This window comes from Vibrio sp. Vb0937, from assembly GCF_033338855.1.
In genome coordinates, this window is sequence record NZ_JAWOTK010000003.1 from 311,735 (window position 1) to 329,031 (window position 17,297).

General features: G+C 44.2%; 14 protein-coding genes. 4 read left to right on the forward strand and 10 right to left on the reverse strand.

From position 1 onward, the window contains the following. Positions 1 to 41 precede the first annotated feature (41 nt). Positions 42 to 866 (reverse strand): DUF2797 domain-containing protein, encoded by an 825-nt coding sequence (locus R7P67_RS08270; RefSeq protein WP_005377984.1) that lies wholly within the window; start codon positions 864 to 866, stop codon positions 42 to 44. Between the two features lie 333 nt (positions 867 to 1,199). On the opposite strand from R7P67_RS08270, the gene R7P67_RS08275 reads away from it, so the two are divergent. Then, a complete protein-coding gene (locus R7P67_RS08275) occupies positions 1,200 to 2,537 on the forward strand; it encodes a GGDEF domain-containing protein (protein WP_031781257.1) in 1,338 nt (445 codons plus the stop codon). A 142-nt stretch (positions 2,538 to 2,679) separates the two neighbouring features. Here the strand turns inward: R7P67_RS08275 and R7P67_RS08280 are convergent, their stop codons facing one another. The 3 genes from R7P67_RS08280 to R7P67_RS08290 all read right to left on the reverse strand — a co-directional run bounded on the left by R7P67_RS08280 (position 2,680) and on the right by R7P67_RS08290 (position 6,846). Further along, positions 2,680 to 4,050, reverse strand: a complete 1,371-nt coding sequence (locus tag R7P67_RS08280; protein ID WP_017634863.1) for an SLC13 family permease — start codon at positions 4,048 to 4,050, stop codon at positions 2,680 to 2,682. A 219-nt stretch (positions 4,051 to 4,269) separates the two neighbouring features. Next, a complete protein-coding gene (locus R7P67_RS08285; protein WP_005388862.1) occupies positions 4,270 to 5,004 on the reverse strand; it encodes a vancomycin high temperature exclusion protein in 735 nt (244 codons plus the stop codon). A 153-nt stretch (positions 5,005 to 5,157) separates the two neighbouring features. Beyond that, complete coding sequence (locus R7P67_RS08290) at positions 5,158 to 6,846, reverse strand: NAD-dependent malic enzyme (protein ID WP_005377977.1); 1,689 nt, start codon at positions 6,844 to 6,846, stop codon at positions 5,158 to 5,160. Between the two features lie 214 nt (positions 6,847 to 7,060). Here R7P67_RS08290 and R7P67_RS08295 point away from each other — a divergent pair, with 214 nt between their 5' ends. From R7P67_RS08295 to R7P67_RS08305, 3 genes are all read left to right on the forward strand, one after another. Further along, on the forward strand, positions 7,061 to 9,415 hold the full coding sequence (locus R7P67_RS08295; protein ID WP_318085934.1) for a helicase-related protein: 2,355 nt from the start codon (positions 7,061 to 7,063) through the stop codon (positions 9,413 to 9,415). 288 nt (positions 9,416 to 9,703) lie between these two features. Beyond that, the gene (locus tag R7P67_RS08300) at positions 9,704 to 10,081 is read left to right on the forward strand and encodes a hypothetical protein (protein ID WP_005377965.1); all 378 of its coding nucleotides are present in this window, start codon (positions 9,704 to 9,706) and stop codon (positions 10,079 to 10,081) included. 329 nt (positions 10,082 to 10,410) lie between these two features. After that, entirely contained in the window at positions 10,411 to 12,084 is a 1,674-nt protein-coding gene (locus tag R7P67_RS08305; protein ID WP_025766835.1) for an alkaline phosphatase D family protein, read from the forward strand. A gap of 78 nt (positions 12,085 to 12,162) precedes the next feature. Here the strand turns inward: R7P67_RS08305 and R7P67_RS08310 are convergent, their stop codons facing one another. The 6 genes from R7P67_RS08310 to R7P67_RS08335 all read right to left on the reverse strand — a co-directional run bounded on the left by R7P67_RS08310 (position 12,163) and on the right by R7P67_RS08335 (position 17,258). Continuing rightward, the gene (locus R7P67_RS08310; RefSeq protein WP_237305962.1) at positions 12,163 to 13,266 is read right to left on the reverse strand and encodes a phosphoribosylaminoimidazolesuccinocarboxamide synthase; all 1,104 of its coding nucleotides are present in this window, start codon (positions 13,264 to 13,266) and stop codon (positions 12,163 to 12,165) included. A 204-nt stretch (positions 13,267 to 13,470) separates the two neighbouring features. After that, positions 13,471 to 13,863, reverse strand: coding sequence for a SulA-like leucine-rich domain-containing protein (locus R7P67_RS08315; protein WP_130546007.1), 393 nt, complete (start codon positions 13,861 to 13,863; stop codon positions 13,471 to 13,473). Between the two features lie 411 nt (positions 13,864 to 14,274). Further along, positions 14,275 to 14,457, reverse strand: a complete 183-nt coding sequence (locus R7P67_RS08320) for a hypothetical protein (protein ID WP_005377960.1) — start codon at positions 14,455 to 14,457, stop codon at positions 14,275 to 14,277. Positions 14,458 to 14,634: 177 nt separating this feature from the next. Next, positions 14,635 to 15,609, reverse strand: a complete 975-nt coding sequence (locus tag R7P67_RS08325; protein ID WP_262652494.1) for a J domain-containing protein — start codon at positions 15,607 to 15,609, stop codon at positions 14,635 to 14,637. Positions 15,610 to 15,685: 76 nt separating this feature from the next. Then, a complete protein-coding gene (locus R7P67_RS08330; protein ID WP_005377956.1) occupies positions 15,686 to 16,345 on the reverse strand; it encodes an OmpA family protein in 660 nt (219 codons plus the stop codon). A gap of 217 nt (positions 16,346 to 16,562) precedes the next feature. Beyond that, a complete protein-coding gene (locus tag R7P67_RS08335) occupies positions 16,563 to 17,258 on the reverse strand; it encodes a DUF2786 domain-containing protein (protein ID WP_005377954.1) in 696 nt (231 codons plus the stop codon). Positions 17,259 to 17,297 lie beyond the last annotated feature (39 nt).

Consider the following 17,297-nt stretch of genomic DNA (forward strand, 5'->3'; position numbering starts at 1 on the left):
CTTTTTTCATTTTTATTTGAATCAACGCGTTCTGCAAGCGATTACTCACTAACTTCAACTTCATAGGAAGTGAATTTTCTTACATTAATAACGCCGGTATCAAAGATGAGGTATTGACCTTTGATGCCTTGCAAAGTGCCAGTAACAACCGGGTTTTTATCGAAGTTATGCGAAGTGATCTTCGTTGGGTGCTGTTGTACCGGGTAGCTAAGGTCGGTAATGCTTTCGTTTAATACTTCAATGGCATCTTCGCCGAATTGCTGTTTTATCTCGGCAATTTTCTCTTCGACTAAAGGCAATAGCTCAGCAAAACGGTCCTGCAATGCCATAGGTTCACCGTCACCTTTTAGCAGTGTGCGCCAATTGGTCTTGTCTGCGATATGTTTCGCCAGTTCAACTTCAATTAAACCGGAGATATGGCGAGTTTTTACTTTAAAAATTGGCAAGCCCTGAGTCGCGCCTTGGTCAATCCAACGAGTCGGGATTTGAGTATGACGAGTAATACCAACTTTTAAGCTGGATGTGTTGGACAGGTAGACAAAGTGATCCACCATGCAATTCTCTTCACCCCATTGTGGTTCGCGACAAGTCCCTTGATCGTAGTGGCAGGTCTCTGGCTTCATGATACACATGTCGCAGCTTGCTAGCTTTTTCATGCATACAAAACAGTGGCCTTGCGAATAACTCTTTTTCGTTTTCTTTCCACATGAGCAACAAAAAATATTGCCAGTGTGAGTCAGTGTGAGCGTTTTACCCAGAAAAGGAGTTAAGTCGATTTCTTCCTCACCGACAGGAAGACGGTAGTTGACGGCACCGTCCAGAGAAGCACGCATTTTGTTTAGCGTGCCAGTTGCAATTAATGACATGACATTACTCATTATTGTGTTTTTGCACAGTATATACTGAAGTGGAGAAGAGATGCAGGGTTGACAGGAGCTTTAAAGTAAATGTCTTGCACTAAATTATTATGCATCGTGTTTTATTTTCTAAAAATTATGGCTGTGAAATGCTTCGCAAATAGAAGTTGGGCTGCACTTTTTAGAAATTTTAAAACGTGATAACGGTTCAAAATCCGCTACCATGTGTCAAAACTAAGAATTGAATGAAAAAGCGATTTTATTTCTTGATAAATCACCTTGATTTCATTTTTGAAATTATTGAACCCCACGTATTGTATAATCTCAGCAGGTCACTTGCCCATGAAGTGGATCCATAACTTTATCTTTGCTCTTTCTATTTGCACTATCAGTTTGGTTGCCCTTTATAGTGTGCTTGGCGATACGCGAAAGCTGACCATTACACCTGAGCATTTCAATATCTATGCAACTAAAGATGCCAGTGAAGGAGGTGTGAGTGAGGCAGATATCACATACGATCGGCAAAGCCTAGTCCTTAGCTGTGAACTAAAGCAGAGCTCGTATGCTTGGCCTTACTGCGGAATCTCGGTTTATACCGATTCAGCAACGCCAACACAGGGTATTGACCTTTCCAACTACCATACGATTCGATTGAAGGTGCGATATGAAGAGGCAGGAATAGGGGCTAACCCTAGCCACGACCTACGTTTGTATCTTCGCAATTATAATTCTGAGTATTCTAAGCCGGACGACGAGTACACCATTAAATATAATGGCATGCAGTTTTCTCCGTCGGGTTCGAGCGATATTGTCGAAATTCCGATTAAAAATCTTCAGGTGATGACCTGGTGGTTAGCAGATAACGGAGTCGCGATTGAGCACTCTGCACCTGAATTTTCAAACATCACACGTATTGATATTGCAACTGGGTCTGGTGCGGCACTTGGTAAACATAGAATTGTGATTGATAAAATTGAGTTTGAAGGCGCTTACCTTGCGCAAGAAACATTGTTGTATGCATTATTACTCTCTTGGATGGCGCTTGGACTGGCTTTTTCACTGCATGAGTTACGAAAAAATAGAGTGGCTTATGAAAAAGCGCAAAAGCGTCACCGTCATTTGGAAAAGGTGAATGATACTTTGCGAGCTCAAAACTATGAGTTTGCAGAGCTAGCGCATCGAGATGCTTTGACGGGCGCGATGAACCGATATGCTGTGCAACACTGGCTGGAACAACAATCTCGTCAGGTTCGCTGGGGGCATAACACCTTCAGTATTCTCTATTTGGACTTGGATAAGTTTAAAAAGGTGAACGACAAATTTGGACACCAAATGGGGGATGACATATTGCGCGAATTTGTCATGGTGGTAGCGACTTCTATTTACTCAGACGATCGACTCGTTCGTTGGGGCGGCGAAGAGTTTGTCGTATTTTGCCCTGATACCAATATTGAACAAGCGTTAGAGAAGGCAGAAATGATTCGCAAAAATGTGGAGGATCATTTGTGGGTGCACGGTGAATCATTAACTTGCAGTATTGGCGTTGCCCAAATGCAGAATGAACGCGTCTCAGAAACCATGGCGAGAGCTGACGAAGTGCTGTATCAGGCGAAGCGCAATGGTCGCAACCGAGTGGAAGCTCATTATGGTTTACTTGCTTGCGAAAAGAAGCAAGCCTGATAGCCGTTCACTAAAAGGAAAGAAAAAAGGTGGCCAACTGGCCACCAAGAGGGAAACTGCTGAACACCACTTAGGGGGGAAGTTTGGGTTATCGATACGATTACCGTGAGCAGCAGTGTAGTGCTAATCGAACTTGCTATTTTTACCAGAACAACCAAGCGAAAAGCGTTAGTGCAGCAATACAGGCAATGTTTAATACGAAACCAATTCGCATCATTTCTTTTTGCTTGATATGACCCGTACCGAACACAATCGCGTTTGGAGGTGTTGCAACAGGTAACATAAATGCACAAGATGCAGCGACGGCAATCAGTGCAGAGAGAATAACCGGAGACATGCCTAAGGCTTCTGCAATGGTCGCAAATACAGGGACAAGTAGCGCAGCACTGGCGGTGTTACTCGCAAACTCAGTTAAGAAGACAACAAAAGCAACCACTGCAAGAATCGTTAAGAGAATACCGGCTTGCTCAAGGAAGCCTGACAAGCTATGAGCCAAAAATACGCTTGTTCCGGTTGCTTTTAGGACGTTACTCAGACAGATACCACCACCAAATAGGATTAACACACCCCAGTCGGTTGTTTTCTCAATATCTTTCCACTCGACGGCGCGAGAAGCACCAAGTAGAAGGATGGCGCCAATGGCTACAAGAGTATCGAACTTCGCGAAGCCACCCAGCATAGCGTTAATAGGCTTACTGAATATCCACAAAGTTACGGTCAGTAAGAAAATCGCCAACGTAATCATTTTGCCGTTTGTCCATTCGACTGGTTGATGGTCAAGGTCAAACTTATGGCTAAGGTCAGGCTTAGTCATCGTGTACAATACGAGGATAGCGATTGGCATTAATACTAGGGAAATAGGTACACCAAACTTCATCCATTCAGTGAAGCTAAGGCCAACTTCAGCTGCTGCAATTGCGTTTGGTGGGCTACCAACCAGTGTTGCAATACCACCAATTGAAGCACTGTAAGCGATACCGAGTAGAACAAACAAAAAGGTGTTGTGGTTTTTCTTGGCGTCTAGCTTTGTCATCACACCCAGCACAAGCGGTAACATCATCGCGGCGGTGGCGGTGTTTGAAATCCACATTGACAGGCCAGCACTCACACCAAATAGCATGAATACAGCGACAGACATTTTTCCTCTTGCCAGCAATAGTACTTTATCTGCAATAGCTTGATCTAACTTTTGTTTATGTAGAGCCGCAGCTAGTGCAAAACCACCCAAAAATAGAAAAATGATGGAGTTGGAAAAGTTATTCAGTGCGGCTTGAGTGTTGAACACACCCAAAAATACCGCAAGTAGTGGTATGAGCAGCGCAGTAATGCTGACGTGAATCGCTTCGGTTAGCCACAAAATAGCAACAAAAACTAAGATGCTCAGGCCGGTTACTACTTGTGGTTCAAAGGGTAAGGTATTAAACAAGATAATGAACAATAGGATATTCGCGTTCAAAATCATGCTGTTGCGAGTGAAGAACCAATTCTTCAATGTCACAGCGAGTGCGGTCATGGGTAGTGCTCCTTTTGCATTGCCTTTTGTCGGTTTTTTTATGGCAAAGTAACTGACTTGTAGTTATTTATTGATGAAATGTTACTTTGAATGCGAAAAAGAGTTTTGCCTGAATCGTAGAGCAAATTAGAAAGTGTGATGTTGAGAATTGGAAATGGGTAGAAAACTACCCATTTGTTTTATAGAAATGTTACTAGGCTTGTGAGCCACGTTATTCCTCTATTCGACGGGGACTTGAAGAGGCTCGTTAGCTGCTTTATTTGGCTCTTTTACTGCAACGATAGGTTCTTGAGGGCCAAGGAACTTAGGCTGCGTATTGATAATATACAGGTCTAAAAACGCTTTCACACGGGCTAGCAGTTCTCGAACACGCATCGATGTTTTTTGCTTGTTGGCCGTCGGCCCTGCTACCGCGAGACACTGCGCATCAATGCTGTAAGCATCAGCGATGAACAGTGCGCGTTCACAGTGAAAGCGCTGAGTCACAATCAGAAATCGCTCCGAAGCAAAAATTTTTTTTGCTCGTACAATCGAATCTAAGGTACGAAAGCCAGCATAATCAAGGTGAATCACTTCTTCAGGCACGCCTGCTTTAAGTAAATCGCGTTTCATTGTCCACGGTTCGTTGTATGAACGGTGGGCGTTATCGCCACTCAATAAAAACTGTTTTACTTTGCCTTGGTTGTAAAGCTCAATCGCCGCATTAATGCGATGAGTGTAGTAAGTGTTGAGGATCTTTCCGATGTACTTACTGGTACCAAGAACTACGGCAACCTCATGTTGAGGGATTTGCTCGTATTCAGTGAAAATGCTCTCTTTGGCTTGTAAAACCACCCATCGGTCGATGGCAATAACAGAAACAAGCAGACTAAGTGCAGAGATCGACAAAATCAAAGCAAATCGCTTCCAGGAAAATTTCAGCTTCCACTTTGATCTTATGCGAGAAAACAACAAAACGTTTTATATCCTTAACTAAAAATGTAGCTCTCATCATATCTGATAGAAACAAAAAGAGAGAAGCCCATTTATGCCAAAATCTGGTTAGGATGATAAAAAATAAAAGCCCCTATATGGTAGGGGCTAATTATTAAACGAATTGTCTCAAGCTTAGAACGCAGTGCGTTTGTAGCGGCGGTAAACAGGTTGCCAGAACGACTGTTCAATCGCCACGTTCAATGCTTCATCAGTAATTTCTAATGCGACACCTTGTTCAATTGCCTTTTTACCAACGGCAAATGCGATTTTTTTCGATACTAAGTGGATCTCTTCTAGTGGTGGAAGTAGAGCCCCACGACCGTTGATTGCTAGAGGAGAACATGTTGCGAGCGCGCGGCTTGATTCCATTAGCATCTCGTCAGTGACACGTTTTGCATTGACAGCAAGTACACCAAGGCCAATGCCTGGGAAGATGTAGCTGTTGTTACATTGTGCAATAGGGTAAGTGCGACCTTCATGAACCACTGGCTCAAATGGGCTACCTGTTGCAACCAGTGCTTCACCATTTGTCCAACGAATGATGTCGTTCGGTGTCGCTTCCACGCGGCTTGTTGGGTTCGACAGTGGGAAGACAATCGGACGCTTACAGTGTTTATGCATTTCTTCGATGACTTCTTGGCTAAATAGGCCAGGCGCACCAGAAACACCAATTAATACCGTTGGCTTGGCGTTACGCATAACATCGAGTAGTGAGAAGCCATTTCCTTCATTTTCCCACTCTTTCGTATTGGTATGCTTTTGCACCAAGCGTTGTTGGAAATCAAGAAGGTTAGGCATGCCTTCTTGTAACAGACCCCAACGGTCAACCATGTAAACTTGTGAGCGAGCTTGCTCGTCAGAAATTCCTTCCGATACCATTTGTGCGATGATCGCTTCTGCGATACCACAACCAGCAGACCCTGCCCCTAGGAAGGTAATACGTTGTTTAGAAAGCTGAGTTCCTGCTGCTTTACAAGCTGCAAGTAGAGAACCAACAGTAACAGCTGCAGTACCCTGAATATCATCATTGAAGCAACACACGCGGTCTTTGTAACGCTCTAGAAGAGGCATCGCATTTTTCTGAGCAAAGTCTTCGAACTGGATCAAAGCATCAGGCCAACGGCGCTGTACCGCTTGGATAAACTCTTCTACAAATGCATCGTATTCTGCACCCGTAATACGAGGATGACGCCAACCCATGTACATCGGATCAGCTAAGCGTTGCGGGTTATTGGTACCCACATCAAGCACGATTGGTAGCGTGTAAGCAGGGCTGATACCACCACACGCGGTATATAGTGATAGTTTACCGATAGGAATACCCATACCGCCGATACCTTGGTCACCCAAGCCAAGGATACGTTCGCCATCTGTCACAACAATCACTTTAACGTTGTGGTTTGCTGCGTTGTTCAGCAAGTCGTCAATACGGTCACGGTTCGGGTATGAAATGAACAGACCGCGACCACGACGGTAAATGTTAGAGAAGTTTTCACATGCTGCGCCAACAGTCGGCGTGTAGATGATAGGCATCATCTCAGAAATGTGATTTTGCACTAGGCGGTAATACAATGTTTCGTTGGTGTCTTGGATATTACGCAGATAAATGTGTTTATCCATATCGCTTTCGAAACTTTTGTATTGCTGGTAGGCACGTTCCACCTGCTCTTGGATAGTTTCGGTCGACTCTGGAAGCAGACCTTCTAAGTTGAATGAACTACGTTCTTCAGCAGAGAATGCACTGCCTTTGTTCAAAAGAGGGGTTGCTAAAAGAGCCGGACCCGCATATGGAATATATAGTGGGCGTTTATCGTTGTTCATTGGGTGCCTTATGTAGGGTTGAAGGATGCGCACCAAATTTTAACGGGTTCACTATTTAGTTGTAAACATGCGTTGATGCACATCAATGTAATGTCGCAAAAAAATTCAGATACCGACGAAAATATCAGCAATATTGGTTGTTTAGAGATACCTAAAGCAGGATTTTTTTTACTTGGGTATAATGTTTTGCATCATCAAATCAAATCCAATTTCTATGTTTCAACTACCTATCGACAGCCTGCAAGCTGAGTTTGACCATCATGTAAGCCTTAACCATCTTGTGGTGGAAGCCGAAACCGGGTCGGGTAAATCTACCCGCTTGCCCATGTGGGCGGCAAAACACGGACGCGTTCTGGTTATTGAACCACGTCGAATTGCTTGTACCTCGCTGGCTGAATTTCTTGCGGAGCAATCTGGAGAGCCAATAGGTCGCAAAGTCGGTTACGCGATCAAGCTTCATGCCTATTTTGATGAAAAAACCGAAGTTGTATTTGTCACTCCGGGGGTTGCACTGCGTTGGTTTTCGGAAAACAAGCTAGCAGACTTTGATATCGTGATAGTGGACGAATTTCACGAGCGACGCTGGGATATTGATCTATTAACCGCCATTTTGAAGCAAGAAAATCAACATCGATTGATCGTCACTTCCGCTACCTTAGAAGGCGAAAAGCTTGCTCGTTACCTGAATGCTAAGCGTCTGCGTTCGGAGGGACGTTGCTTTCCAGTCACGGTGACACATCGTTCTACAGACAGCCGCTATTTACCGAACAAAAAGGGATATGAACAGGAAGTTGTCGGAGCGGTAAAAGAAGCACTGGAAGATGAAGATGGCGATATTCTTGTTTTTCTCCCAGAACGTAAAGAGATCGCCCAATGCGCGCAGATCCTACAAAGCAGCAGTGATGTCATGGTGGTTAAACTTCATGCCTCGGTCAGTGATGAAGAACGACATCGTGCGCTGACGGTACAAAAGCAACGGAAAGTCGTATTGGCAACCAACGTCGCGGAAACCTCTCTGACCATTCCTAATATCCGTGTGGTAATCGATAGTGGTTTAGAGCGCAGAACTGTACAACGAAATGGACGTACAGCACTGACATTAACCAACATTTCTAAGGCCAGTGCCGCGCAGCGAATGGGGCGAGCAGGTCGCGTTACCGAAGGGGCTTGTATTCGTCTATATGGTGAGCACGCGCCTTTAGAGTTGGTGACACCTCCAGAATTACACAGAGAAGAGCTCGTCGAGCCCATGCTGGCAGCGGCTTGTTGTGGGTACCGTCTCTCAACACTCGATTTTCTCGACTCAATTCCCCCAAAGTCGCTAGAGGCATCTCATTCGACGTTGTTATCTATGGAAGCGATTGATGAGGATGGCAATGTCACGCAGCACGGTAGAAAAGTATACCCACTACCTATTGATGCACTGTTTGCCGATCTCGTTACCAGAATTCAAGCGAAGCCAGAGAAGGAAGCAATGATTGATTTGGCTGCCGCCTTATCTGTGACTGCGCAGCTCTATCAGCGACAAAGTGGTGAAGTCGCTGAGCTTCTGTCTCAAGAGGAACCATACGGGTGTGATGCCTCTTTGCTTATCCGTTTGGTTCGAGGGGAGCGACTTCCGGGCATTGTCATTGATGCCAGCGCACTCGAAGAGGCACAAGGTTTAGCGAAACAAATGCGAGAAGTATTTGAATTACCGGAACTTGACGTTGCCTCTCGATATAAACGTGAAGCGCTCTTTTTCTCCATCGCCTCATTGCACCCTGAGCTTGTGTTTGTCCGACGAGCTCGTCGAAGGGATGCTCTAGGAAATGGCGTAGTCGAGATGCTGGTTGGGCGTAACAGCCGCTTTCCTGACAAAGAAGAAGCGGCAATCGTGCTAGATAGCCATAGCGTGCCAGGACGAGGCGTTAAGCAAACACTGAACCTCGCATCGGTTATGATGCCTATCCCGCTGACATTATTACGCGAACTTGAATTTGGGGAGTGGCAACAAGGTGAGACGAATTATGAAGAGGAGACCCCAAGAGCAACAATGCACCTGGTCTACGCCGGGCGAACAATCTGTACTGAACATCAAGCGTTAAAAGGTGATGTTGCTGTTCAGTCTATTGTCGAAATGATAGAAGACGAGACACTGTTACCAGGTTTTGCTTCTCAAAGAAAACAGCAAATCCAACACTGGAAACTCTACAACGCATTGGGCCTTAATGCCGAAGGAGAAGAGGTTAACGACTTGGCCTCCTTGACATTTTCTAGCTGGTTAAAGGATCAGTTGGAAACATTAGGCGTTGAAAACACCGATGATATGGCGTTGTTTGAACCAGAAGACTTAAAATTTAACGGTGTTCCAGAATGGGAATACGACGATTTCACGGAGCAGTACCCTTTAGAACTTTCGCTGCCAGAACTCCAACTAGATGTCGAGTATTACGCGTCTCGTAAGCTGGTACAGGTCGTTTATCGAGAGGGAAACCGTAAGGGAGACCCGAAGCGTTGGGAGCTGCCACGTTGGGCTGGTTGGAAGATACAGTATAAAAAGGCCAGTCGAGTGATTGATGTAAAGTAGGTCGGGGGATGACGTTGTGACAAGAATTGATATTTTCTTGGTGAATCTATAATGATTTCATATTGATATCGTTACTTACGTGTTGTTTTTAGTTTCTTAATTGAAATATTAATCAATTGAATGCTTATATATGGCGAAGCTGTACATCAGTTGTTACAAAGCTGGTTTTAATATTTCCTTTTGTATGTAAATTAGGGCATAAAAGACGAATGTTTTATATCCCATTGCTATATCAAAACAGTTGAACGATATTTGGTATATCTCATTTTCGAGTGTCGGGGGCATAGAATGGATCAACAAGGAAAGACGTGCATTGAATTCGACTACACTAGCTTTTTAGGGGCGACAGGTAGTAAAAAATGGACCTTCTTAGAGGCATTTGCCACCATCGCGCCTATTTTCGGTTTGATGTGGAAACAGAACATTGCGGAATTGAGCAAGCCTGAAGATCGGTTGTGGGATGCCGCATTAAAATCGATGTCTTCTCGTAAAAGTGATGAATCCAATTTGGTCCGCTTAACCCAGTTAGCTAAACATGAAGGGATCAATGAATTGCGAGTCGTTATGCCATATTCGCTCGATGTTCAGCAAATCGAGTACATAGAATCTCGCAGTCAGTTGAAGGTGGATACGTCAGAACAAGATGTCCTTAACATCAAGTTTTAGGCTGAGCATTTCCACTTCATCGATGTACCACTTAACAATAGTGCAATGAAAAGCGACCTCAAAGTAGGTCGCTTTTTTATTTTGAGGTTTTTGTCACAGGTCTTGGAAGTGTGATGAATATAGAGTATTTGCACTTAAATTAACAAAAATGTAACGTTTGGAAATGCAATTGTCATAACTAGCTTCTAACTTTGTGTTTTTAGGACAAATTACCGACTAAGTGGTTGGTACTGTAAGTTCGAATTAACGTCCCTTATTGGCACACAAGGATGATTGAGTCACCACGTCATTTGGGCATAAAAACAAACACAATAAGAAAGGAAGTCAATATGTCTTTGTCTCGTCGAGACTTTATGAAAGCTGCCTCTTCAACGGCGATTGTTACCGGGCTGGTGGGCTGTGGTAGCGATGCTAGTGAATCTGTTGCGGTTACCTTTGAGCACGGAGTGGCGAGTGGAGATCCTACTCAAACACAAGTAATCATTTGGACTCGTGTTACAACCTCAGCGAGCTACGCAGATGTAAGCTGGCAAGTTTCATCTAACGAAAATTTTACTGATATCGTGCAAAGTGGCACTTTTGCCACAGACACGAGCCGAGATTTCACGGTAAAAGTTGATGTTCAAAACCTCAACGCAAATTCTCACTATTACTATCGATTCATGGTTGGAGATGTCACTAGCGAAGTCGGGCAAACTCAAACATTACCAGAGGGTGGTGTAGAAAAGGCATCCATGGCCGTTGTTTCTTGTGCAAACTATCCTGCTGGTTATTTCCATGTGTATCGAGAGATCTTAAATCAACATGAACAAGAACCGTTTGATGTGGTACTTCATCTCGGTGATTACATTTATGAGTATGGGGCTGGTGGCTACGCTAGTGAAGATGCTGAGGCACTAGGACGAGAGCCAAGCAAAGGCACTGAATGCATTACCTTAGATGATTACCGAAAACGGTATGCGCAATATCGCCAAGATGCTGATCTGCAAGCGTTACATGCGAGCCTACCAATGATTGCAGTCTGGGATGACCATGAGCTTGCAAATGATAGTTGGAAAAATGGTGCGGAAAACCATCAAGAAGAGGAAGGCAGCTTTAATGATCGTCGTGCAGCTGCGGCTGCCGCGTGGACAGAATGGTTGCCCGTTCGTGAAAACACTTTCTCAAACATGCTGATTTACCGTCAGTTTTCGTTTGGAAGTTTAGTCAATTTGATGATGCTCGACACGCGACTTGTGGGGCGTGATAAACCGTTGGATTATTTCTCGCTCAGCTCACCAACGATGGAAGCTATTGGCGGTTTAGTTGCTCAGTCGCGCAGTCAAGACCGAGAGCTGTTAGGCGGTGACCAACTCGCTTGGCTGATGGATGCGTTCAGTACGCACGACGCAACTTGGAATGTGCTAGGGCAACAAGTGTTAATGTCTCGTATGGAGTTGCCAAGTTCGGTTATGACCGCGATGTTTCAATTGTTTACTGCCACTGAAGAACAAAAAACAGAGGCGTTATTAGCGGTAAACTCTGCGATTACGGGTTATCTCTCTGACCCAAGTTTAGATACCATTGCTTTGCCATATAACCTAGATGCATGGGATGGTTACTACGTTGAGCGAGAGAACGTTTATCAACTGGCCAAAGCCAGCAGTGGTAACTTTGTCTGTTTGGCAGGAGATACGCACAATGCATGGGCAAGTGAGCTTAAAGACGTATCTAAGCATCCTATCGGGGTAGAGTTTGCGACTAGCTCTGTGAGTTCCCCTGGGTTAGAAGCCTACCTCGCGTTAGACCCTGTTGCGATCACTCAAATGGAATACACGTTGCCTCACTTAGTGTCAGAATTACAGTGGGCAGACATCAAACAGCGTGGCTTTATGCGCGTTACTTTTACGCCCGACAAGGCAGAGTCGACCTGGTATTTCGTATCAACGATTAAAGACAAAACATATCAGGTGACGACCAAGTCAGCCTCTACAACAGATGGCACTACGTTAAATATCGGCTAAGGTGAGCCTAATACGAAAAAAGTCCGCAGGCTAGTGCGGACTTTTTATTGGAAAGCGTTTAGCAATCTAGCGACAGTGCTAGTCAATCAATCCGTATTCTTTGCTCAGAACCTCGATGATTTCCGCTTTCGGATTCTCACTCAAATGAATCGGCTTGCCTGTAATCTTCTCGGCAATACCAATGTAAGTGCTCGAAATCGCCATCAAAGATTCGACGGGCAAAGCATTATCACGAGCGAGAGCTTCGCGCTCAGGCATACGTTCTTTGTTTAGCAAGATATCTGGGTCAGGGAAGTGGTTAAGTAGGAACTGGCGGAAACCTTCTTTTGAGTTCTCTACGATGTGACCTGCTTGGTACTCTTTAGCATCCCATATACGAGACGAGTCTGGTGTACCCACTTCATCCATGTAAATCAGCTTTTCATTGCCAGCAGCATCATGAACATAACCAAATTCGAATTTGGTATCGACAAAGATTTGGTCGATTTCTTCTAACGCTTGGCTGATAACGTTAAAGCCTTCTTTCAGCAATTTTTCGTAGAGTGCGATATCGTCAGCGCTTGAGAAGTTAAATGCTTCGTAGTTGTCTACGATGTTTTGACGAGTAATATTTACGTCATCCGCTTCTGGCACACCGGGAATGCCTTTTAGAATGCCTTTTGTGGATGGGGTCATTAGCAACTCTGGCAGTGCTTTGTCTTTTCCTAACCCTTCAGGAAGTTGGATTCCACAAAACTCGCGCTCGCCATTTGCGTAAGCGCGCCACATCGAACCCGTGATGTATTTGCGGCAGATGGCTTCGATTTTTACCGGTTTGGCTTTTTGTACAATCCAAACAAATGGGTGAGGAATGTCTAGAATATGGCTATCTGCTAAGCCATTTTCTTTGAACAGTTTGAACCAGTGATTAGAAATCGCATTAAGCGCAGCCCCTTTACCCGGGACACCATTAAGACCACCTTCAGCATGCCAAATACAATCGAACGCAGAGATTCGGTCGCTAATCACCATGATAGCCAAAGGCGCATCTGGCGCGACATTGTATCCTTTTTCTTTGATCAGTCGGGCGCTGTCTTCATCAGTTAACCAGTAAACTGAACGAACTTTTCCACTATGAACGGGTTTATGGGTGCGAATTGGCAGGTCGTCATTGACGGCAAGTACTTGATTAGCAAGGCTCATTGCGACATTCCTATCATCTTAATCAAACGTCAGAAAGAGAAGATATTCAGCAAAATGTGGGCGCTGAATAAATCGAATGTGGGCATCATACCAGAACTATTTTAACTCGCCAGAGAAAAAGCAAACGTTTGCCTGTTTTCTTTAATACAAAAAAATGCCCCCTTAAAAAGGAGGCGAGATGCAGGATGGATAACGTCGATCTTGTTAGTGGTACTTATTAACTCTGCCTTCGACGAAAAAGACTTCACACTGATAACGTTGAGCAATATCGCGAAGCATTGATTGATTCATTAGGGCAATCTTGTTCGATGCGACGACAGCGCTAGCGTTACCAGACTGAATAGCTTTAATCACGATTTCCACTTCAGAAAGCTGTTGAGACGGCTTCATCTGAATGATGTTTTTACAGCAAATATTAGAAGCAGTGAGTTGTTCAAAGTCTGGACGAGGGCAGTCTGCTGTAAACAAAATCCATTGTTTCTGCTGCGATAAAACAGCCAGCTTAGATAGAAGCTGATCCGAAACGGCCATGGGCTTAGTTGCTTGTGCCAATACGTTGTAACGAGAGTATGTATGAGATTGACTTTGTAACTGCATCTTACTGTTCCTTTATACATGCTGTATGTGCATACAGTAGTTTGTTTTGGTGACCTGATCAACCAGTTTCTCAAAAGTTATTTGCGGTTTTTTGAGAAGGAAATAAAAGGATTTGATTCTAAGTAATTGAATTTATGTGGTTGTTTTTCATTTTTGATATGTCTAACATCAATTTAAAAATGTGAGGTGAGTAGAAAACTGGACGAGATACATACAGGGGTTTACTACTGTATATACAGGTGTTGTTTCATGGACAGTGGTTTGTATACAGTAAGAGAGGGCTGATAACCGATGCGACGTGCTATGTAGGATAGGAGGGAATACGAGATAGAAATTGGAAATAGGCTTGGCCGATCAAAAAAGCGCCTTAAAAGGCGCCTTTGAAAATCAGTTCCATTGATTCCGTCTTGCTTAGCTCGCTCGTTGCAAGCGTTCGCGCATTTGCAATTCGCCTTGGTTAAATAGGCGCACGTCGATTTTTGCCATGTCGTAACAAGCTTTACATGAGTAATGGTGCTTGCCATCTAAATAATCGTGACGAGTTACAAGACTAGGTTTTTTACACCAATCACAGGTGCCTTCTTCAGTGAACATTGATTTTCTCCCCACCTAGATTAATTTGAGTCGTTAGGTGTTATTTTGCGCCGGGCATTATGGCATAAAAGCGCGACTTAAGTTAAATGTCTGTTAATTTCTTTGAGAGGGAGATCGATTGCGGTGTTTGATTATATGGGAATAAAAGCATGGCAGCCAAAGTATCCTGACCTATTTTTACTGTTTTGTAACATTTTGTGAGACGAGCTTAAAGGCATGATTGAGTCGCTTCATTTCTTCTTCACTGCCTCTTGTGTCAGGATGATAAAGCTTTGATAGCTGTCTATAGCGTAGCTTGATTGCTTGTAAATCAGGGATGTGTTGTGGTGTGTAGCCAAACATAGCACACGCGACGCTTAGCTTATGGTTCTCTGCCTGGGTTTTGGATTTCTTAAATTCTTTGAATACTTTCTCTAGCTGGCGTTTCAGTTGCTTGTTCGTAAACTCTAGCTCTTTTATTTTTTTCGCCATTCGTTGATTTTGGCTTTCCTCTTTGGCTTCACGCGCTTTTCTATTCTGCTTGAGTTTTTTAATCACGAGGAAACTTAAGCCGCTGATGATGAGTATCGCCGCTAGCCAAATCAGCCATAGAAACGGCGAGTGTTCTACTTTGGGGTTTGCAACTGTGCTTTTCTCTTCCTGTGCTTGCTCAGCCTTTTTATCGAGCGACTTTATTTGCGAAACTTGTTTAGCTCGCAGTTGGTTGAAGCGCTGCTCTAACAGTTGATTATAAGCCTGTTCTGCTGCTGGATTATGCTGAGAAGCCATTTGATACAAAGCTTCAGTCAATTGAGATGCTGTGACCTTATCTTGATTGCGCTGAATAAAGTTAGCGAGAAGAAAGCCACGATCGGTTGGGTCATTGAGTGCGATAGAGGTTAGCCAATATAACGCTTGTGTTTCATTTTTTTCGCCATTTATCCCTTTAGCAAAGTCGTTCGCGAGCTGTTTTTGTGCAGGGAGGTAACCTTGGTTGGCGGATTGCTCTAGCCAGTAGCGCGTTTCTGGTGAGGCTTCAGCTTCGTTTGATGCCAATAATTGTTGTGCGTACTCGTATTGTTCGATGGGGTCATTTGGAGCTTGAGAGGCAAGTGAGTAGCCAGAAAAGCTGAGGCTAAATAAGCAGAGTAGGGCAGACGTTTTGACAGACATTAATATGTCAGGCCTAACGATAATGGTTAGGCCTGCTCCGGTAATTTTTTATTATTACCGTTATGGTGCAACCAAATTACTTCAGTGGCAAGATCTGGATTTCAACACGACGGTTGCACGCACGACCTTCAGAAGTTTGGTTTGAGCAAATTGGGTTACGTTCGCCGTAGCCGCGTGCAATTGCACGACCAGGTGCAACGTTTTGAGATACTAGGAATTGACGTACGGACTCTGCACGGCGCTCTGACAACGTTTGGTTGTATGACTCACTACCTGTGCTATCCGTGTAACCGTCAATAACGAGACTGGTATCTGGGTACTCAACTAGGATGCGAGCAACACCGCGTAGAGTATTATGGATACTAGCATCAAGCTGGTAAGAGCTTGAAGAGAAGCCGATACCGTTTTCCATACGCAGTAAAAGCTGATTTTCACCAACACGCTGAACTTGTACGCCAGAGTTTAGCAAAGCGCGACGTAATTCCGCTTCTTGTTGGTCAAAGTAGTAACCAACGCCAGCGCCAGTCGCTCCGCCTGCGGCTGCACCAATGAGTGCATGCTGACGACGTTCTTTAGCATCATCACCCGTTGCTAGGCCGATTGCTGCGCCAGCGATCGCACCAATAAGCGCGCCTTGCGTGGTGGAGTTAGTTTCGTATTCACCCGTTGTTGCATTTTGGCGTTGAGTGGCTTGACAGCCAGTAAGAGCTAGCACTAGAGCTAGTGCAATAGGCATCTTTTTCAAGGGAAAATCTCCGTATAAAACTGAGGCGAAACCATGCCTCATAATGGGATGCGAATTATGAATAAACAAGCATTAATATTTGTTATGAGAAAGTAAGATTGATAAGAGTTTCTGTAAGAAAATTCCTATCAATACTGCCAAAGCTCTCAAAGTAAGCCCCATAGACATCGAAGTCATTGCTGCTTATGTGAATCCTTTACTATCCTGGCTATTTCGATGAATCGCCCAACATTTTGCGTGCTTGTTCGCCGCCCACTCCACGGTTAACTGAAACCTTTCTACCTTTCTTTAAGCCCACTTCGTAGTCTTCAGTTAGGTTTTTCATCGCTTCTTTCAATTGCTTCTTGAACGTTTCGCGGTCAATGTTTTGGAATTCTTTATCAATATAGTCATTAATTTTATTGGCCGACTCTTCATCTGGAGAAATAATTGGCAATTTTTCAATCGCGCCTTCCACCCAGCCAGATACAAATGAGTTCACACGGCGAGTCACTTCCTGAGAAGAGGTGCCGGTGCCAGCAAAGCTGTTTCGGAATTGTCCGGTACTTTCGTTCATCTCGCGATAAACAATATCGAAAGCAAATGCAGCAAAAATAGCGCGATCTGCTTCACCGATAAATTCGACACGTTTGAGCCCTTTGTGATTCAACAATACTGCTTCGACACCGAATTTTGTGTTAATGCCGCGAATCACTCGCAATATGGTAGAACTGATGTTCGCTGGTAGCAGATGAGAAGATTGTGTTTTTCCCATTCTGATGAACTCAATATCGTCTTTATCGAGACCATATTTAAGCATGAGGCGATGTGCCATTTTGATAGCATTGGCAGCCTCATTAACATTAGCGGAATTGCCCAGTTCTAAGCACTTGGCGATTTTTTTCAGAGCTTTTTGTTTATCCATCGACAACCAGTAACGAAAGCAGAAAATTTATGAAGTCAG